Raw genomic sequence first — 15287 nt, 5'->3', positions numbered from 1 at the left:
CCAGGGAGGAGGCATGGATCGACGCCAATTTCTAATGGCAGGACTGGTGGGCACCGCAGCGGTGGCCACCGGCATCGCGCTGTGGCCCGTAGAGAAGCCGCTCCCCGGCCTGACCGATCCCCAGGCCCGGGTACTGAAGGCTCTGGTGGTTCCCGTGCTGTATGGCGCCGCACCGGAAGCGGAGTTGACGGCACAGTCTGATCAGGTTGCGGCCCAGGTGGCCCATACCATAGCGACACTGCCCCCAGGCAGTCAGGCCCAGTTGAACCAACTGTTCGAAACGCTGGAAAACCGCCTCGGCGTGCTGGCGTTGACCGGCAGCATGACCCCATTGCTGGCTCGCCAGCCTGAGGCGTTGGCGGAGATGCTGGAGCAGTGGCGCACCCACTTTCTCGATACCCTGGAGATCGCCTACCAGGGGCTGAAGGAACTGATCCAGGCTGCCTGGTATGCGGACCCCGCACACTGGCCCGCCCTGGGCTACAACAAACCACAATGGCCAGGAGTCAGCGCATGATTGTGGATCCCATCAAGGAGGGGCTGGCCCGAGGCTGGCAGCACATCGACGGTGCGGCACTGGATGCGCCACTGGAGCTGGAAGCCGATGTGGTGATTGTTGGCACCGGGGCCGGTGGCGGGACGGCGGCAGAGATCCTGACTCAGGCTGGTCTTAAGGTGGTGATGCTGGAGGCGGGCCCGCTGCGCTCATCCAGCCATTTCGTGATGGAGGAGCGGGTGGCCTATCCGGACCTCTACCAGCAGTCCGCTGCCATGAAGACCCGGGATGGCGCGATCGGCATGCTGCAGGGGCGCAGTGTCGGCGGCTCCACCACCGTCAATTGGACCACTTCCATCCGGACACCGGTCAACACCCTGAACCACTGGGCGCAGCATCATGAGATCGCCGGATTGAGCCGGGCCGAGCTGGACCCCTGGTTTGAGCGTGCCGAGCAGCGACTCAATATCCACCCCTGGCCGGTGCCGCCTAACCGCAACAACGATGTGCTGGCCAAGGGGTGTGAGGCCCTGGGCTGGGAGTACACCGTGATTCGGCGCAATGTGAAAGGGTGCGCCAACCTGGGGTACTGCGGCATGGGCTGCCCCATCAATGCCAAGCAGTCGATGCTGGTCAGCACCATTCCGGCGGCGCTGGATGGGGGCGCCACCCTGTTGAGTCGTACTGAGGCCTGGAAACTGGTTCAGCAGGGGGATCAGGTCACGGCTTTGGAGTGTCGGACAAGGGATCCCAATCATCAGCGCCGGGAGGTTACCGTCACGGTACGCGCCCGCCACTATCTGCTGTGTGGTGGCGCGCTTCACAGCCCGGCACTTCTGCTTCGCTCTGAGGTACCCAACCCTTATGGGCTGGTTGGTCAGCGCACCTTCCTGCATCCCTCTCTGCTCTCTGTGGCGGATTTTGAGGCGCCGGTCAGCGCTCACGCCGGGGCGCCGCAAAGTGTCTATTCCGATCAGTTTGTCTGGCCGGAGTCCGGGCTGGGATTCAAGCTGGAGGTGGCGCCACTGCATCCAGTGCTGACCGCCACCAAGGTGCCCGGCTTTGGGGCGACGCACGCTGACCTGATGGCGCGTTTCAACCACGTTCAGGGCACCATCGCTCTGGTTCGGGATGGCTTCTCCGAAGAGAGCCAGGGGGGCGTAATGACCCTGGATAATCAGGGTGACCCGGTACTGGATTACCCGCTCAACGAGGCATTCTGGGACGCGGCCCGCCGCGCGCACCTGGCGATGGCGGAGGCGCAGTTTGCCGCCGGGGCGAAACGGGTGCTGACGGTGGATGATGAACTGCCCTGGTGGAGCAGCTGGGCGGAAGCCAAAGCGGGGATCGCCAATCTGCGTATGGCGCCTCGGAAAACCACGGTAGCGTCGGCCCACATCATGGGGGGCTGCGCCATGAGCGATAACCCGGCGCTTGGGGTGGTCAACAGCCTGGGTCAGCACCATCAACTGACGAACCTGTCGGTGATGGATGGCTCCATGTTGCCCACCAGCCTGGGTGCCAACCCTCAGCTGACCCTCTATGGCATTGTCGGGCGCAATGCCACTCTGTTGGCACAGCGGCTGACCGGCCGCGCCTGATACAGAAAAGGCCGCCATCAGGCGGCCTTTCTATTGGCGAGTACGCTTACCCGAACAGGTATTCAGGCAGATCCGGTTCGCTGGACTGAAACAGGTAGGTCAGTTGTTCTAGCATCGGCCCCGGCAGAGAGAGCGGGTCGATTCCCTGAGCCTTCAGGCAGGCGGTCAGGTTATCGCCGCTGCTGCTGGCCGGGAGATGGGCCAGGGTTTTCAGCATCAGCTGCTGGCTGCGTTTCTCCATCACCAGCTCCACCTCCAGCATCTGGCGGTAGCTTTCGACGGGCAGGTTGTCCTTGGCGAGCCGACGTAGCTTTCGGTAGGGGGTCAGCATCTTGTCCCGCCATTGAGCCTGGGCTTCATTCAGATCGACAAACTGGGCTTCATTAAGAAACTGGCCTTGCTGCTCCAGCAACAGGGCGAGCAGCAGCAGATTGGGCTCCAGGCCATGTTGATCCTGTAGCTCCAATGCGGTTTGCCGGGCGCCATGCTGTTGCCAGATGCGCTCACTGAATTGCCAATACTGCTCGGCGGTGATCTGCATTACCCCTCCTGGTGGGATTGCGTCAGTTGCTCAATCTGATCCTGCAGTTCGAGCCACTCCATCTCAAACTCTTCCAACTGGTTCTGAAGGTCGCCTCGCTCCTTCAGCAGGGCCGTCAGCTGAGCTTTATTCTCTTCCTGATACAGACCGCTGTCCGATAGCTGGAGTTCCAGCTCATCCCAGCGTGTCTGAGCCTGTGCCAACAGTCGATCGACCTTATCCTGCTGTTTCTTTAATGGAGAGAGCACCTGGCGCAGCTCCGCCTCCGCCCGTTTGCGCGCTTTTCGATCATCCACGGGCTTGGCGTTGTCGAGGGTGGCGGCCTGCTCATCGCCCTTCAGCAGCCAGCGGTGGTAGTCCTCCAGATCACCTTCAAACGGCTCCACATGACCGCCATCCACCAGGTAGAAGTCGCTGCAGGTGGCCCGCAGCAGGTGACGATCGTGAGAGACGATCACCATCGCCCCTTCAAATCCCTGCAGGGCCACAGTCAAAGCATGGCGCATCTCCAGGTCCAGGTGGTTGGTCGGTTCATCCAGCAGCAACAGGTTGGGGCGTTGCCACACCAGCAGCGCCAGCACCAGACGAGCCTTTTCACCCCCGGAGAAGGGGGCCACCGGGCTGAGGGCCTTATCGCCGCCAAAGCCGTAGCCGCCGAGGAAGTTGCGGAGCTCCTGCTCCTTGGCTTCGGGCGCCAACTGCACCATGTGCTCCAGCGGCGTGTGGCGAGGATCCAGCGATTCCAGCTGGTGCTGAGCGAAGTAGCCGATCTTGACCCCCTGGCTCATCATCAGCTCACCCGCCTGAGGGGCCAGTTCCCCACTTAACAGCTTGATCAGCGTCGACTTACCTGCACCGTTGCGTCCCAGCAGACCGATTCGGCTGCCGGGCACCAGGTTGAGTTTAATCTGTCGCAGGATGGTGACATCGCCATAGCCCCCCTGGACCTCCTCCATCCGCAGCAGCGGAGAGGGCAGGGCCAGGGGCTCCCGGAACGCCATCTGGAATCCGGAGTCCGCATGGGCGGGCGCTTCCACCATCAGCTTCTCCAGGGCCTTCAGGCGGCTCTGGGCCTGACGAGCCTTACTGGCTTTGGCACGGAAACGATCGACAAAGGATTGCATGTGAGCGCGCTGACGCTCCTGCTTCTCGTAGCTGGCCTGCTGCTGAGCAAGACGGGCGGCGCGCTGGCGCTCAAACTGGCTGTAGTTGCCCTGGTAGTGATTGAGTTTCTGATGCTCCACATGCACCACCTCACCCACAACCGCATCCAGAAAATCGCGGTCGTGACTGATCAGGATCAGGGTGCCGTCGTAGCGTTTGAGCCAGCCCTCCAGCCAGATCAGGGTATCCAGATCCAGGTGGTTGGTGGGTTCGTCCAGCAGCAGCAGGTCGGAGGGGATCAACAGGGCGCGGGCCAGGTTGAGGCGCATGCGCCAGCCCCCGGAGAAGGATTTAACACTGCGTCCCTGAGCGGCCTGATCAAACCCCAGACCATCAAGCAGTTCGGCGGCGCGGGCGGGCACCTGATAGCCGTGATAGGCCTCGAAGGCGTCGTGTGCATGGCCGATGCGGGTACCGTCGCCGCTCTCCTGGGCATCGCTCAGCTCCTGCTCCAGCGCCCGGTAGCGGGCATCGCCATCCATCACGTAGTCCAACGCTGTGCGGTCCAGCGCGGGTGTCTCCTGAGCCACGCTGGCCTGGCGCCATTGGGATGGAACCTGACAGTCACCGGCATCCACGCCGTACTCGCCCATCAGCAAACCCAGAAGGCTGGATTTCCCCACCCCGTTCGCGCCCACCAGGGCCAACTTGTGGCCGGGATAGATGGTCAGACTGGCGTCGTCCAGAAGACGTTTGCCACCGCGGATGAGTTGAACCTTGTCCAGGGTTATCATAGAGCGCTCGGAACGTGGAAAAGTGGCGGGATGATAGCGTATTTCGCCCCCCAGCAGGAAAGGAAACAGATGGCGACCAAGAAGCGGTTTATCGCCGGGGCCCGGTGTCCCGAATGTCAGGAACAGGACAGCGTGATGCTGTACAGCGAATCCGGAGTGGAGGTGATGGAGTGTGTGGCCTGCGGCTACCGCAAGCATCAGGCTCCAGAAGCGGCTGAGAAACAGGCCAGTGGGGATGTGATCGGCGTATTCAAGCCGGAGTGAGCCTGAAAAAACGGGGGCCATCTGGCCCCCGTTTTCGATCTTACAGCCCCAGGAAGGAGCGGTTCTGCTGCTTGCGAAGCTCTTTCTCATCGGCCCATTCGATCAGACCGGTTTCCAGGTCCATCAGGCGCATGGTCATCTTGTAGTAGACGTCCTGGGTGGAGCCGTCCCGCTTCACGATGCTGGAGAGGTTGCCGTACAGCATGTACTGGGCACCCACCTGACGACCAAACTGGATCGCCTTGGCCGGGTCCACCATGCCGGAGTTGTTCTGGTAGTCCAGCTGCTTGCGTACCGCATCCACACGGGTCATGTCGATAAAGCGGAACTGACCGCTGCGCAGCAAACGGGTGCTGATGGTGTCAGTGATGGACTCGGTATCGATGTGCTCAGAGGTCTTGTTGGTGATGCGATCCACAAACAGGATGGGGCGATCGTTGGCGGTCAGGCGCACCACTGAGGGGGTGGTCAGCATGGAGTCCACCATCTTGCTGGCGACCGCCTGCAGGTCAGAGCTGCCGAAGCTGATGTCGACGGTTTCCACTTCGGTGGCGTCACGGTATTCCACCTTGGACTGACAGCCGGCCAGTACCAGGGCCAGGATCAGCGACAGGAGGATTTTCGGGCTGGTGATCGTCATGGTTCGGTTCCTTAGGCGTTCTCTCAAATCAGTATGGACTGGATCCGGGTCAGGCCGCCCTGTCGGGCAACCCAGAGCACCGTGGTGCGTCCCGGAGTCAGGGTAAGGGTGGTTTGCTCGGTGCCAACGCTGACCTTGTATTCACCCGCATCGATAAACCCGGCCCAGGCCTGGGCTTGTCGGGGTAGGGTCAGCCAGCTGCGCTTGTCCGCCTGTTCCGTCAGGGCATTGAACACCTCCATGGTGATGGCGCCCAGGTCGCCTCCCTTGCGTTCTGCCCAGCGATTGGCATTGTGCTTGGCCGTCAGTCTAATGCCCTGACGGATCAGGATAAAGGGGTACTGCTCTTGCAACGCCCGGGCCGCCATGGCATCCAGGTCCGCCACCGGCTCGGTGGTGAGGTGGGTGGCGCCAACCTTCAGCGTCAGGGGGGAGGGTGCCGGCCCGCCGCTGCGATAGGTGGGCAGAGCGACCTGCTGATAGAGGCCATCCCAGGTAAAGGGAATAAAGACGCTGTCCCGGGGCGGCAGGTAGCCCGCCTCGTAGAGCACCACCAGACGGCCCTGGTCCGGTTTGGGCTGGACCGGATCGCCATAGCGTTCACTGAGGGCAGCGCAGTCGATGGCCAGTTGGCAGGAAAGTCGCACCAGCTCCCGTTGCAGCATCCGGTTTTCCGGATAGACCTGCAGCGCTTTGCGGATATCGATCAGAGCGTCGTTGGGCTGCCCATTGGCTTCGTACAGCGCAGCGTTGCTCAGCAGCACGTAGGCATTGATAAAGGAGTTGGGGGCGTTGCCCGCCTGCCGATCCAGTTCCGTCAACTCGGCGTCTACGGCGGCGTTACTGATGGCCCGGGTGGACTTCATGGCATCCTGGTAGGCTTTGAGGGATTCGGTCTGGGCCTGGTCGGCCCGGCGCACCTCCACCAGAGCGCCCTCCAGATCCCCCTGCCAAAGGTAGTTGAGGGACTGCTGCTGGTGCACCAGCACCCGCTCGTAGGCCTGGCCGTGATAGGGGATAAGGTTGTCTGAAACCGTGGACCCTCCCACCTGGGCGGTCAGGTCGGAGAGGGAGACGATCGCTTTCCAGTCGTAGCGCTGATACTCCGCCATTGCCTCACGGTAGAACGCCTGGCTGGCGGCCGTGTCGCCCCCCAGTGCGGCGACCCGCCCCGCTTCCTGTGCATAGAGCAGGGCGTCACTGCCCTCCAGGCCCGGCTCCAGTTGGGACAGTGCGCGCTGAGTGTCGCCCTGATCCAACGCCTGCTTCACCGGCGCCATACGGCTGGGATAGGGCTGAAACAGGCTGCTTCCTGCACAACCACTTAATGCCACCAGCAGCAGGGCCGCGATTACGCGCTTTGGCATTGCTTCTCCCATACCGATTGGGCAATCAGGTCTGCGGGGCTGGCGACTTGATCCAGGAAGGTGCGCCCTTCGAGATGGTCATATTCGTGCAGGAAAATGCGGGCGGGAAAACCGGTGAGATTCAGCTGTTGGGGTTGACCCTGGATGTCGAGGTAGCGGATCTCCACCTCACTGGGGCGGGTGACCTGTCCCCGGATGCCCGGAACCGACAGACACCCTTCAACAAAGGTGCAGGGCTCGCCCCCAGTGGCGATGATCTCAGGATTGATCAACACCACCGGCGCCATCTGCGGCGCATCGGGGTAGCGCGCATTGGGACGGGAGGCGATGATCATCAGGCGCAGGGATTCAAACACCTGGGGCGCGGCAATCCCCACACCGCCAGCGGCCTCCATGGTCACCAGCATCCGTTGCCAAAGGGTCTGGATAGCGGGATCGGTTGGGTCGGTCACCGGCTGGGCTCGCTGTCGCAGTATCGGCTCACCCAACTGGGCAATGGCCATCGGCGTCATCGGCTCTCCTGTCAGTAGTGGGGGGGCGGAGTTTCCTCGCTGAGATCGGCCACCGAACTGGTGGGCATCGATTTGATACGCTCAGCCAGCAGGCGGATCTGCTCCGCCTGCTTTCGTACCTGTGCGCTCAATTCGACCACGGTTTCATTCAGTTGTTCGATGGTACTGTCTTGATAGGCGATCCTGGCTTCCAGTTCCATGATCTGAGTTTGGGTGTCGGTCATTCCGAGCGCGTCTCCAATACGGGATTAGGGCTTAATCAGCACCCGTCCCCGTACCTGGCCCTGAATGATTTTCTCGGCCAGTTGGGGCACCTCGTCAAGATGCGCGACGGTGCTGAAGGCGTCGAAGTGTTGCTGTCCCAGGTCGGTGCAGAGGCGCTGCCAGGCAGCCATCCGCCGCTCATAGGGACACATTACCGAATCGACGCCCAGCAATTTTACCCCACGCAGGATAAAAGGCATCACTGTTGTGGGCAGATCGTAGCTGGCGGCCAGACCACAGGCGGCAACGGCGCCATCGTACGCCATCTGGCTCAGCAGTTTGGCCAGGATGCTGCCACCGACGGTGTCCACGGCACCCGCCCAGATCGCTTTGTCCAGCGGGCGGGCCGGGCCCTCAAACTCGCTGCGGGGGACTACGGTGTGGGCACCCAACGCTTTCAGCCAATCGCTGTTGTCGGCACGGCCGGTAACCGCATGCACCTCGTAACCCGCTTTGGCCAGCAGGGTAACGGCCACAGAACCCACTCCACCGCTGGCGCCGGTTACCAGGATGGGGCCCTGCTCCGGTTTAATGCCCGCCTGTTCCAGCGCCTGAACACACAGCATGGCCGTCAGTCCGGCGGTGCCGATCGCCATCGCCTGCTCCGGGCTCAGTGTCTCAGGGAGGGGCACCAGCCAGTCGCCATTAACTCGGGCCCGTTGGCTCATACCGCCCCAGTGACGCTCACCCACGCCCCAGCCGGTCAGAATCACCTGGTCTCCCACCTGGTAGCGGGGGTCTTCGGAGTCGGACACGGTGCCAACAAAATCGATGCCAGGCACCATGGGGAAGTCCCTGATGATCTTTCCGGTGCCGGTAATCGCCAGTCCGTCCTTGTAGTTCAGTGAACTGTACTGAACGTCAACAGTGACGTTGCCTTCCGGCAGATGGTGATTTTCCAGCTCGACAATCTTGGCCAGTGTCTTGCCTGCGTCATCCTGGTGCAGTTGAAGGGCTTTGAACATGGGGCTCTCCCGGGGTTGGAGGGGCGCGCCTGGTGGCGCTGGGTTACAATGGATCCTAGTTGTATAGCGGCAATCTGGCTCACACAAGGCGACCTTGGGCGCAAGTGTGAAATTGCAGCCAGGGCCGCAATTTGGAATTCCCGCCCCGGGGCGGAGATCACTTAGAGGAAGTATGGAGTACGAGTTTCGTCGTGAACTGGGGGGGCAACCCCTGGTGTTGATGTCCATGGGGCACGAAGCGCTGGGACGCTATCTGACAGAAGAGTGCCAGGAAGCGGAGGCGCTGATGCGCCTGCGCAATGCGTTGGCCCAGATCCGTCACGGTCAGTGTCGGGAGTGGGTGCTGAACGGCGCGGAGCAATCATTGCTGATTACTGTGGATGCCGTGCAGGTGCGGGACCACGCTCTGGGGCAGATGAACGGCGTCGATATGGATCCGGATCTGGACTATTACGACGCCGAGAGTGAGGCGGTGTGCGGCCTGGAGGATTTTGAGCTGCTGCTGGACAGCTGGCAGGCCTTCCTGGCTGGCCGCTGAACCTTACCCTTCCCGTACCTTGATGGCCAGTTCCACCCGGGAGTGGCAGCCGGTTTTTCTCATCAGGTTTTTCACGTGCACCTTGGCGGTGCCCTCACTGATAAAGAGGGCTTCGCCAATGGCTTTATTGCTTTTCCCCTCCGCGATCAGTTCGGCGATCTGGCGCTCGCGCGGGGTTAACTGGGCGGCCCAACTCTCCTCGACCTCAGCCAGAGAGGCTTCCAGCCGGTCAGTAAGCACTGCGGCACCCCCCATCACCTGAGCCAGGCCTTCAACCAGCTCTTCCGGCTCACTGTCCTTAATCAGGTAGCCATTGGCTCCGGCATCCAGTACCGCCTGAACGTCCCGGGGGTGGTCAGATACCGTGAACATCACCACCTTGAGTTCAGGAAAGTCGCGACGAATGGCCCGCAGCGTATCCAGTCCGCTGAGGGGGCGCATATTGAGATCCAACAGCACCAGGTCGGGCTGTTGGCGGGCCAACAGTGCCAGGGCTTCCGGCCCGTTCCCTGCTTCCCAGGGCGCCAGGAAGCGGGGATCCCCTTCCAGTAGCTGGCACAGGCCTCGCCGTAACATCGGGTGGTCATCCACTAACAGCAGTTGCCAGGATTCAGCCATGGGGTTCCTCCACGTGGTTAAGTATGGATACCTGAACCCGCACGCCACCCATTGGGGAGGCGTCGATGCGGAGTGTGCCGCCCATCTGACGGGCGCGCTCCTGCATGATGTTCAGGCCAAAATGGTTTTGCGGATTTTCAGGGGTGGTCATGCCGACACCGTCATCCTCGACGGTGGCCACTAACTGGTCCGCTTCGATGGCACAACGAAGACGGATATGGCTCGCCTGAGCGTGCTTGATGGCGTTCATTACCGCTTCCCGGATCAGCTGCAACAGGTGCACCTGCTGCGTCGCAGAGAGGGTCATCGGAGGCAGCCGGTAGTCCAGAGTCAGTTCCGCATCGCTGCGCTCCTCCAACTCAGCCAGAATGCACTCCAGAGCGCTGGGGAGATCCGGCGCCTCAACCTTCAGGCGGAAGGTGGCCAGCAGTTCCCGCAGTTGGCGATAGGCACTGTCAACGGACTCCTTCAACGCCTGTCGCGCCTCCTCAATCCCTTCGGGGCGACCGGCCTGGGTCGCCCGGTTCAGCAAAGTCAGCTGGATTTTCATATAAGCCAGCAACTGTCCCAGTGAATCATGAAGCTCCCGGGCGATCACCGCTCGCTCCTCCATCAGGCCCAGGCGCTCCTGCATGAGAGCATCCCGATGCTGGCGGACGGAACGGCCAAGCAACAGAGCAAAGTTGTTGAGCAGATCCTGGTCGGCCCGCTCTGCAGGGTAGAGTCGGATCTCACCAAGGGACTCGCTCCCCTCTGTCAGTGACGCGCTGGCAGGTGTGCCGTTATTGCAGCCGAGACAGAGCGGTCGTTCACCTTGAAGCTGAAGACAGACACCCTCTGCATTCAGGTGCGCTTTCAACGCCGCCATCAATCGCTGCAGGACACTGGTTTCAAGGCCGGTGCTGCTCAGTGTCTGGGCGGCATCGTAGAGGAAAGTTAAGCGCTCATGCGCCTGACGCAACGCCAGGTCCTGACTGACCACCTTACTTTCCAGTTGTTGATACAGGGTATCCAGGTCTGAAGCGGTGCTCGCCAGCGTTTGGCTGAGGGTGTTGAGTTCTTGGTAACGGCTGGGCTGGGGGGTAAAGGAGAAGTCCCGGGCGGCGATCGCTTCGGCCCCCCGCTCCAGCTTCTGCAGCGGCTGAACAAACTGGCGGCGTACATAAAACAGCGCATAGATCGTCAGTGCGCCCATCATCGCCATCCCCAGGATCAGAGAGAAGATCAGGATTTTTAGCTTGCGGGCGCTGAACTTCTCCAGCGAGTCCACAAAGGCGTCGATCTCGTCAACGAAGCCTCGGACCTCCTTGACGTACCGGCGGGAGTTGCCCTCCTGGGCATAGGTCTTCATCAACTTCCAGCGCTCTTGCACCCGATGGTAGTGGTAGGCGCTGTCCTTGGGCATGTACCAGGCATCAGAGCGTGCCAGGGCCGGGGAGTAGAGAATGGTTTCGAACTCATCCAGCTTTTGCTGCAGGTCGCGGGCTTCGGAGTTGGCGAGAAAGAGCAGTTGATAGGAGCGCATCCGCAACGAGCCGGAGTCGTTAATCGCCTGAGCATCACCAATGCTGTACAGGGCAGCAATCAGGCTGACGCCACCCTGGAGGCTGAACAGTAACATCACCAGCAGCATGGCGTGGATCACGCTGGTGGTCAGACGGGTGGTGCGGGACATAGGTGCTCCATCTCAAAGGATGGCGTCATTGTGCCCAGTGTTGAACTGATGGAAAAGCCTCAACGGTCAGAGAGTGAGGAAAATGACGTTATCAGACTGCTGTTTCGCGTCGATGGAGACTGAGCCAACTCCAAAAAGTGGGATTTCGGGTGCAACAATTTGATCACAATCAAGCTTGGTAAAGATTGGACTTTTGGCGACTTGGGTAAGGGCTAGGGGGTCGTTAGTCTAGGCTATAGTGAATGCATTTCACTGGCGAGATCTCAAAAACAGGAGAAGGATGATGGTGAGCACATTGCGATGGCGGGCTTTCGGGGCCGCAGCCTTAATGGCAGCAAGTACTGCAGCAATGGGAGCAGGGACGGTAACTGAGGCGGACAGCAGTAAGTTTGCCAAGTTTAAGCATCAATACGCGACTTGGGAGCAAACCAAGGAGAGCAGTGAGGTTGTCGACGCACTGGAAGAGGATCCGATGCTGGTCGTACTGTGGGCTGGCTATGGATTTGCCAAGGATTACAACAAGGCGCGGGGCCACCACTACACCATCACCGACCTGCGAGCTACCCTGCGTACCGGCGCACCAAAGGGACCGGACGATGGACCGATGCCGATGGCATGCTGGTCCTGTAAGTCTCCGGATGTGCCGCGCTACATCGATGAGAATGGCGAGGACGCCTACTTCAAGGGCAAATGGGCCCGGGGCGGCAACGAAATCACTCACGAAATCGGCTGTGGTAACTGTCACGACAACAATGCCCGTTTGCGGATCTCCGTGCCGTTCGCCGATCGCGCGATGAACACCATCGGTATGTCCTGGGATAAGGCCAGCAAGTCTGACCGTCAATCCATGGTGTGCGGCCAGTGTCACGTTGAGTACTACTTCACCCCGGATAAGAAGTTCGTGAAATTCCCCTGGGATAACGGCCTGAGCGCGGATGAGATGGAGAAGTACTACGACGCCATGCAGTTCTCCGACTGGACTCACGGCCTCTCCAAGGCGCCGATGCTGAAGGCGCAGCACCCGGGTTTTGAAACCTGGAAGACCGGTACTCACGGTCGCAATGATGTGTCTTGCACCGACTGTCATATGCCCCGGGTCACCAATGCGGAAGGGCGTACCTACACCGACCACAACGTCGGTAATCCGTTCGACCAGTTTGAGTTCACTTGTGCCCGTTGTCATGAGCAGTCCAAAGAGGAACTGGAAGCGGTCACCAAGCACTACAAAGAGATGGTCACCGAGGCGAAGCTGAAGGCTGAGAAGCAGCTGGTTCAAGCACACTTCGAAGCGAAGGCGGCTTGGGATGCCGGTGCGACCGAAGCGGAGATGAAAGAGCCGCTGACGGCGATCCGTCATGCTCAGTGGCGCTGGGATATGGCCATTGCCTCTCACGGTGTGCATGCGCACAACCCGTCTGAAGCGTTGCGCCTGTTGGCCACTTCTCTGGAGCGCAGTGCCGATGCGCGTGCCGCTCTGGTACGGGTACTGGCCAAGCACGGTCAGACCGATCCGGTTGCCCTGCCTGATATCTCCACCAAGGCCGCTGCTCAGGTGGCTGTGGGTCTGGATGAGCCCGCCATGCAGCAAGCCAAGGATGAGTTCCTGAAGACGGTTGTGCCTGAGTGGGAAAAGGAGTACCAGGAGAAATACGGCACTGATGCCCAATAACCTCCGATAGAAACAACGCCCCTGCATTCTGCGGGGGCGTTTTTTTTGGAACCGACTAGGGTTATCTGGAACTGGTCACAACTAAGGAGCCGAATATGGGCTTTATCAGCTGGATTGTTCTGGGTCTGATCGTCGGGGCGCTGGCCAAGTGGATCATGCCTGGACCGGATGGCGGCGGGATGGTTATGACCATCCTGCTGGGGATCGCCGGTGCTTTTGTCGGTGGCTACATCGGGCAGATGCTGGGCTGGGGGGGAGTCTCCGGTTTTGATATCGGCTCTTTGGTTCTCGCGGTCCTTGGTGCGTTGTTGGTGCTCTTTATCTACAACAAGTTGCGAACCTGAAGAGCCTAATGTTCGACTTATTGATTGAACGTAACGCCCGCTCCTAATGAGCGGGCGTTTTGCTTCTCCAATCCGCCAAACCCTCTCTCTACATTTGTGTTGCTCATTTATGCACCAATTTGGTGCCCCGCTGTAATTAACTGTTTCAAAGCGGTGCGAATTTTTTGCGTCGTCGACCGAGCTTGTGAATAAGCTAATGAAAAATATGAATAAAAATTTATGGCACAGCAGTTGTAAGGAGGATGTTACCAGCGACAGCAGGGATTAGGAGAACGGCATGAAATTGGTTAGCGCAATCATCAAGCCCTTTAAGCTCGACGACGTCCGAGAGGCGATCGCCGAACTGGGAGTGGAAGGGCTGACAGTAACGGAAGTCAAAGGGTTTGGTCGTCAGAAGGGACACACCGAACTGTATCGGGGCGCCGAGTATCAGGTGGACTTCCTCCCCAAAGTGAAACTGGAGATCGCCACGGCGTCCGAGAACGTTGAGCGATTGATCGAGGTAATCAGCGCAGCAGCGGGCACCGGAAAGATTGGCGACGGCAAGATCTTTGTCATCGATCTGGAGCGGGCGGTGCGGATCCGTACCGGCGAAATGGACGCGGAAGCGATTTAAGGGGGAGTGACACAATGGAACAAGTGACTGCATTGGGTGCCACCGTAGCCGAGCTGCGCTTCGCGCTGGACACCTTCTATTTTCTGATTTCCGGGGCCTTGGTGATGTGGATGGCGGCGGGCTTCGCCATGCTGGAGGCGGGACTGGTCCGCTCCAAGAACACCACCGAGATCCTGACCAAGAACATGTGCCTCTACGCCATCGCCTGTGCCATGTACCTGCTGGTGGGTTACCACATCATGTACGTGGACAACCCTGAAGGGAGCTGGCTACCCAGTATTGGCGGCCTGATTGGCACCCAGGCGGATGATGCGGACCACGCACTGGAGTCGGATTTCTTCTTCCAGGTGGTGTTTGTGGCAACGGCCATGTCGATTGTCTCCGGTGCGGTCGCAGAGCGCATGAAACTTTGGGCATTCCTGGCTTTCGCTGTGGTATTGACCGGCTTTATCTATCCAGTTGAGGGATATTGGACCTGGGGGGGTGGCTTTGTCTCCGAAAAACTGGGTTTTGTGGACTTTGCCGGTTCCGGCATTGTGCACATGGCTGGCGCTGCTGCGGCGATTGCCGGGGTGCTTCTTCTCGGGGCCCGTCGGGGCAAGTACAACCCCGATGGGAGCGTTAACCCGATCCCAGGCTCGAATCTGCCTCTGGCGACCCTGGGTACCTTTATTCTCTGGCTGGGCTGGTTCGGCTTCAACGGTGGCTCTCAGCTGATGGTTTCCGATGCGGAGAACGCGTCGGCGGTGGCCAAGATCTTTGTGAACACCAACTCTGCCGCTGCGTTTGGCGCCATCGCTGCCCTCATTGTCTGTAAGCTGACCTGGGGTAAGGCGGACCTGACCATGATCCTCAACGGCGCGTTGGCAGGACTGGTGGCCATTACCGCTGATCCGCTCTCCCCCTCGCTGACTCTGGCAGCCGTTGTGGGTGCCGTTGCAGGTGGTCTGGTGGTGTTCTCCATCGTGGGCATGGACAAGATCAAGATCGATGACCCGGTGGGCGCCATCTCCGTTCACGGTGTCTGTGGTCTGTTTGGCCTGCTGGTGGTACCCCTCTCCAATAGCGATGCCACGCTGGTTGGCCAGTTGGCGGGTGCCGCAGTCATCTTTGGCTGGGTGTTTACGGCAAGTCTGGCGACCTGGGGTGTACTGAAAGCCACCATGGGGATCCGGGTCACCCAGGAGGAGGAGTACGACGGTATGGATCTCTCCGACTGTGGTATCGACGCTTACCCGGAGTTCGTCACAGTAAAGAGCGCAAGCTGACCCCGCTCAAA

At 60.4% G+C, this 15287-nt stretch carries 17 protein-coding genes; 8 read left to right on the top strand and 9 right to left on the bottom strand.

What is annotated here, in order from left to right; genetic code table 11:
• Nucleotides 1–13 precede the first annotated feature (13 nt).
• Nucleotides 14–517, top strand: a complete 504-nt coding sequence (locus tag KUV52_RS05705) for a TAT leader-containing periplasmic protein (RefSeq protein ID WP_222524979.1) — start codon at nucleotides 14–16, stop codon at nucleotides 515–517.
• Nucleotides 514–2097 carry a GMC family oxidoreductase gene (locus tag KUV52_RS05700; protein WP_222524978.1) on the top strand — a complete coding sequence of 528 codons (1584 nt, stop codon included), beginning with the start codon at nucleotides 514–516 and terminating at the stop codon, nucleotides 2095–2097. Before KUV52_RS05705 ends, KUV52_RS05700 begins: the two co-directional genes overlap by 4 nt.
• Before the next feature lie 46 nt (nucleotides 2098–2143).
• Here KUV52_RS05700 and KUV52_RS05695 read toward each other — a convergent pair whose 3' ends face one another.
• Together KUV52_RS05695 and KUV52_RS05690 are read right to left on the bottom strand one after the other, a co-directional pair.
• Nucleotides 2144–2638, bottom strand: a complete 495-nt coding sequence (locus KUV52_RS05695) for a TIGR02444 family protein (protein WP_222524977.1) — start codon at nucleotides 2636–2638, stop codon at nucleotides 2144–2146.
• Complete coding sequence (locus tag KUV52_RS05690; RefSeq protein WP_222524976.1) at nucleotides 2638–4536, bottom strand: ATP-binding cassette domain-containing protein; 1899 nt, start codon at nucleotides 4534–4536, stop codon at nucleotides 2638–2640. Before KUV52_RS05690 ends, KUV52_RS05695 begins: the two co-directional genes overlap by 1 nt.
• Before the next feature lie 69 nt (nucleotides 4537–4605).
• On the opposite strand from KUV52_RS05690, the gene KUV52_RS05685 reads away from it, so the two are divergent.
• Nucleotides 4606–4800, top strand: coding sequence for a YheV family putative zinc ribbon protein (locus KUV52_RS05685; protein WP_222524975.1), 195 nt, complete (start codon nucleotides 4606–4608; stop codon nucleotides 4798–4800).
• A gap of 40 nt (nucleotides 4801–4840) precedes the next feature.
• On the opposite strand, the gene lpoB is transcribed toward KUV52_RS05685, so the two are convergent.
• From lpoB to KUV52_RS05660, 5 genes are read right to left on the bottom strand one after another with little or no spacing between them, the layout of a single operon-like run.
• On the bottom strand, nucleotides 4841–5440 hold the full coding sequence (gene lpoB / locus KUV52_RS05680) for a penicillin-binding protein activator LpoB (protein WP_222524974.1): 600 nt from the start codon (nucleotides 5438–5440) through the stop codon (nucleotides 4841–4843).
• A 23-nt stretch (nucleotides 5441–5463) separates the two neighbouring features.
• Nucleotides 5464–6807, bottom strand: a complete 1344-nt coding sequence (locus tag KUV52_RS05675; RefSeq protein WP_222524973.1) for a COG3014 family protein — start codon at nucleotides 6805–6807, stop codon at nucleotides 5464–5466.
• Entirely contained in the window at nucleotides 6792–7310 is a 519-nt protein-coding gene (gene def, locus KUV52_RS05670; RefSeq protein ID WP_222525335.1) for a peptide deformylase, read from the bottom strand. The genes KUV52_RS05675 and def overlap by 16 nt, the downstream gene beginning before the upstream one ends.
• A 20-nt stretch (nucleotides 7311–7330) precedes the next feature.
• The gene (locus tag KUV52_RS05665; protein ID WP_222524972.1) at nucleotides 7331–7543 is read right to left on the bottom strand and encodes a SlyX family protein; all 213 of its coding nucleotides are present in this window, start codon (nucleotides 7541–7543) and stop codon (nucleotides 7331–7333) included.
• A gap of 24 nt (nucleotides 7544–7567) precedes the next feature.
• Nucleotides 7568–8548 carry an MDR family oxidoreductase gene (locus KUV52_RS05660; protein ID WP_222524971.1) on the bottom strand — a complete coding sequence of 327 codons (981 nt, stop codon included), beginning with the start codon at nucleotides 8546–8548 and terminating at the stop codon, nucleotides 7568–7570.
• A 172-nt stretch (nucleotides 8549–8720) separates the two neighbouring features.
• Between KUV52_RS05660 and KUV52_RS05655 the strand changes: the two genes are divergently transcribed.
• Nucleotides 8721–9086, top strand: coding sequence for a YacL family protein (locus KUV52_RS05655; RefSeq protein ID WP_222524970.1), 366 nt, complete (start codon nucleotides 8721–8723; stop codon nucleotides 9084–9086).
• Nucleotides 9087–9089: 3 nt separating this feature from the next.
• Here the strand turns inward: KUV52_RS05655 and KUV52_RS05650 are convergent, their stop codons facing one another.
• Both KUV52_RS05650 and narQ read right to left on the bottom strand, forming a co-directional pair.
• Complete coding sequence (locus tag KUV52_RS05650) at nucleotides 9090–9704, bottom strand: response regulator (RefSeq protein ID WP_222524969.1); 615 nt, start codon at nucleotides 9702–9704, stop codon at nucleotides 9090–9092.
• Complete coding sequence (gene narQ, locus KUV52_RS05645; RefSeq protein WP_222524968.1) at nucleotides 9697–11379, bottom strand: nitrate/nitrite two-component system sensor histidine kinase NarQ; 1683 nt, start codon at nucleotides 11377–11379, stop codon at nucleotides 9697–9699. Before narQ ends, KUV52_RS05650 begins: the two co-directional genes overlap by 8 nt.
• 283 nt (nucleotides 11380–11662) lie before the next feature.
• Here narQ and nrfA point away from each other — a divergent pair, with 283 nt between their 5' ends.
• From nrfA to KUV52_RS05625, 4 genes are all read left to right on the top strand, one after another.
• Nucleotides 11663–13048: an ammonia-forming cytochrome c nitrite reductase gene (gene nrfA / locus KUV52_RS05640; protein ID WP_222524967.1), complete on the top strand. Its 1386-nt coding sequence runs from the start codon at nucleotides 11663–11665 to the stop codon at nucleotides 13046–13048.
• Between the two features lie 95 nt (nucleotides 13049–13143).
• Entirely contained in the window at nucleotides 13144–13392 is a 249-nt protein-coding gene (locus KUV52_RS05635) for a GlsB/YeaQ/YmgE family stress response membrane protein (protein ID WP_222524966.1), read from the top strand.
• A gap of 277 nt (nucleotides 13393–13669) precedes the next feature.
• A complete protein-coding gene (locus tag KUV52_RS05630; RefSeq protein ID WP_222524965.1) occupies nucleotides 13670–14008 on the top strand; it encodes a P-II family nitrogen regulator in 339 nt (112 codons plus the stop codon).
• 14 nt (nucleotides 14009–14022) lie between these two features.
• On the top strand, nucleotides 14023–15276 hold the full coding sequence (locus tag KUV52_RS05625) for an ammonium transporter (RefSeq protein ID WP_222524964.1): 1254 nt from the start codon (nucleotides 14023–14025) through the stop codon (nucleotides 15274–15276).
• Nucleotides 15277–15287 lie beyond the last annotated feature (11 nt).

Origin of the sequence: Ferrimonas balearica, from assembly GCF_019802055.1 — a bacterium.
In the GTDB taxonomy this organism is placed as follows: Bacteria; Pseudomonadota; Gammaproteobacteria; order Enterobacterales; family Shewanellaceae; genus Ferrimonas; species Ferrimonas balearica_A.
Note: the sequence above shows the minus strand (reverse complement) of the source record. Positions and strands in the feature narration are given on the sequence as shown.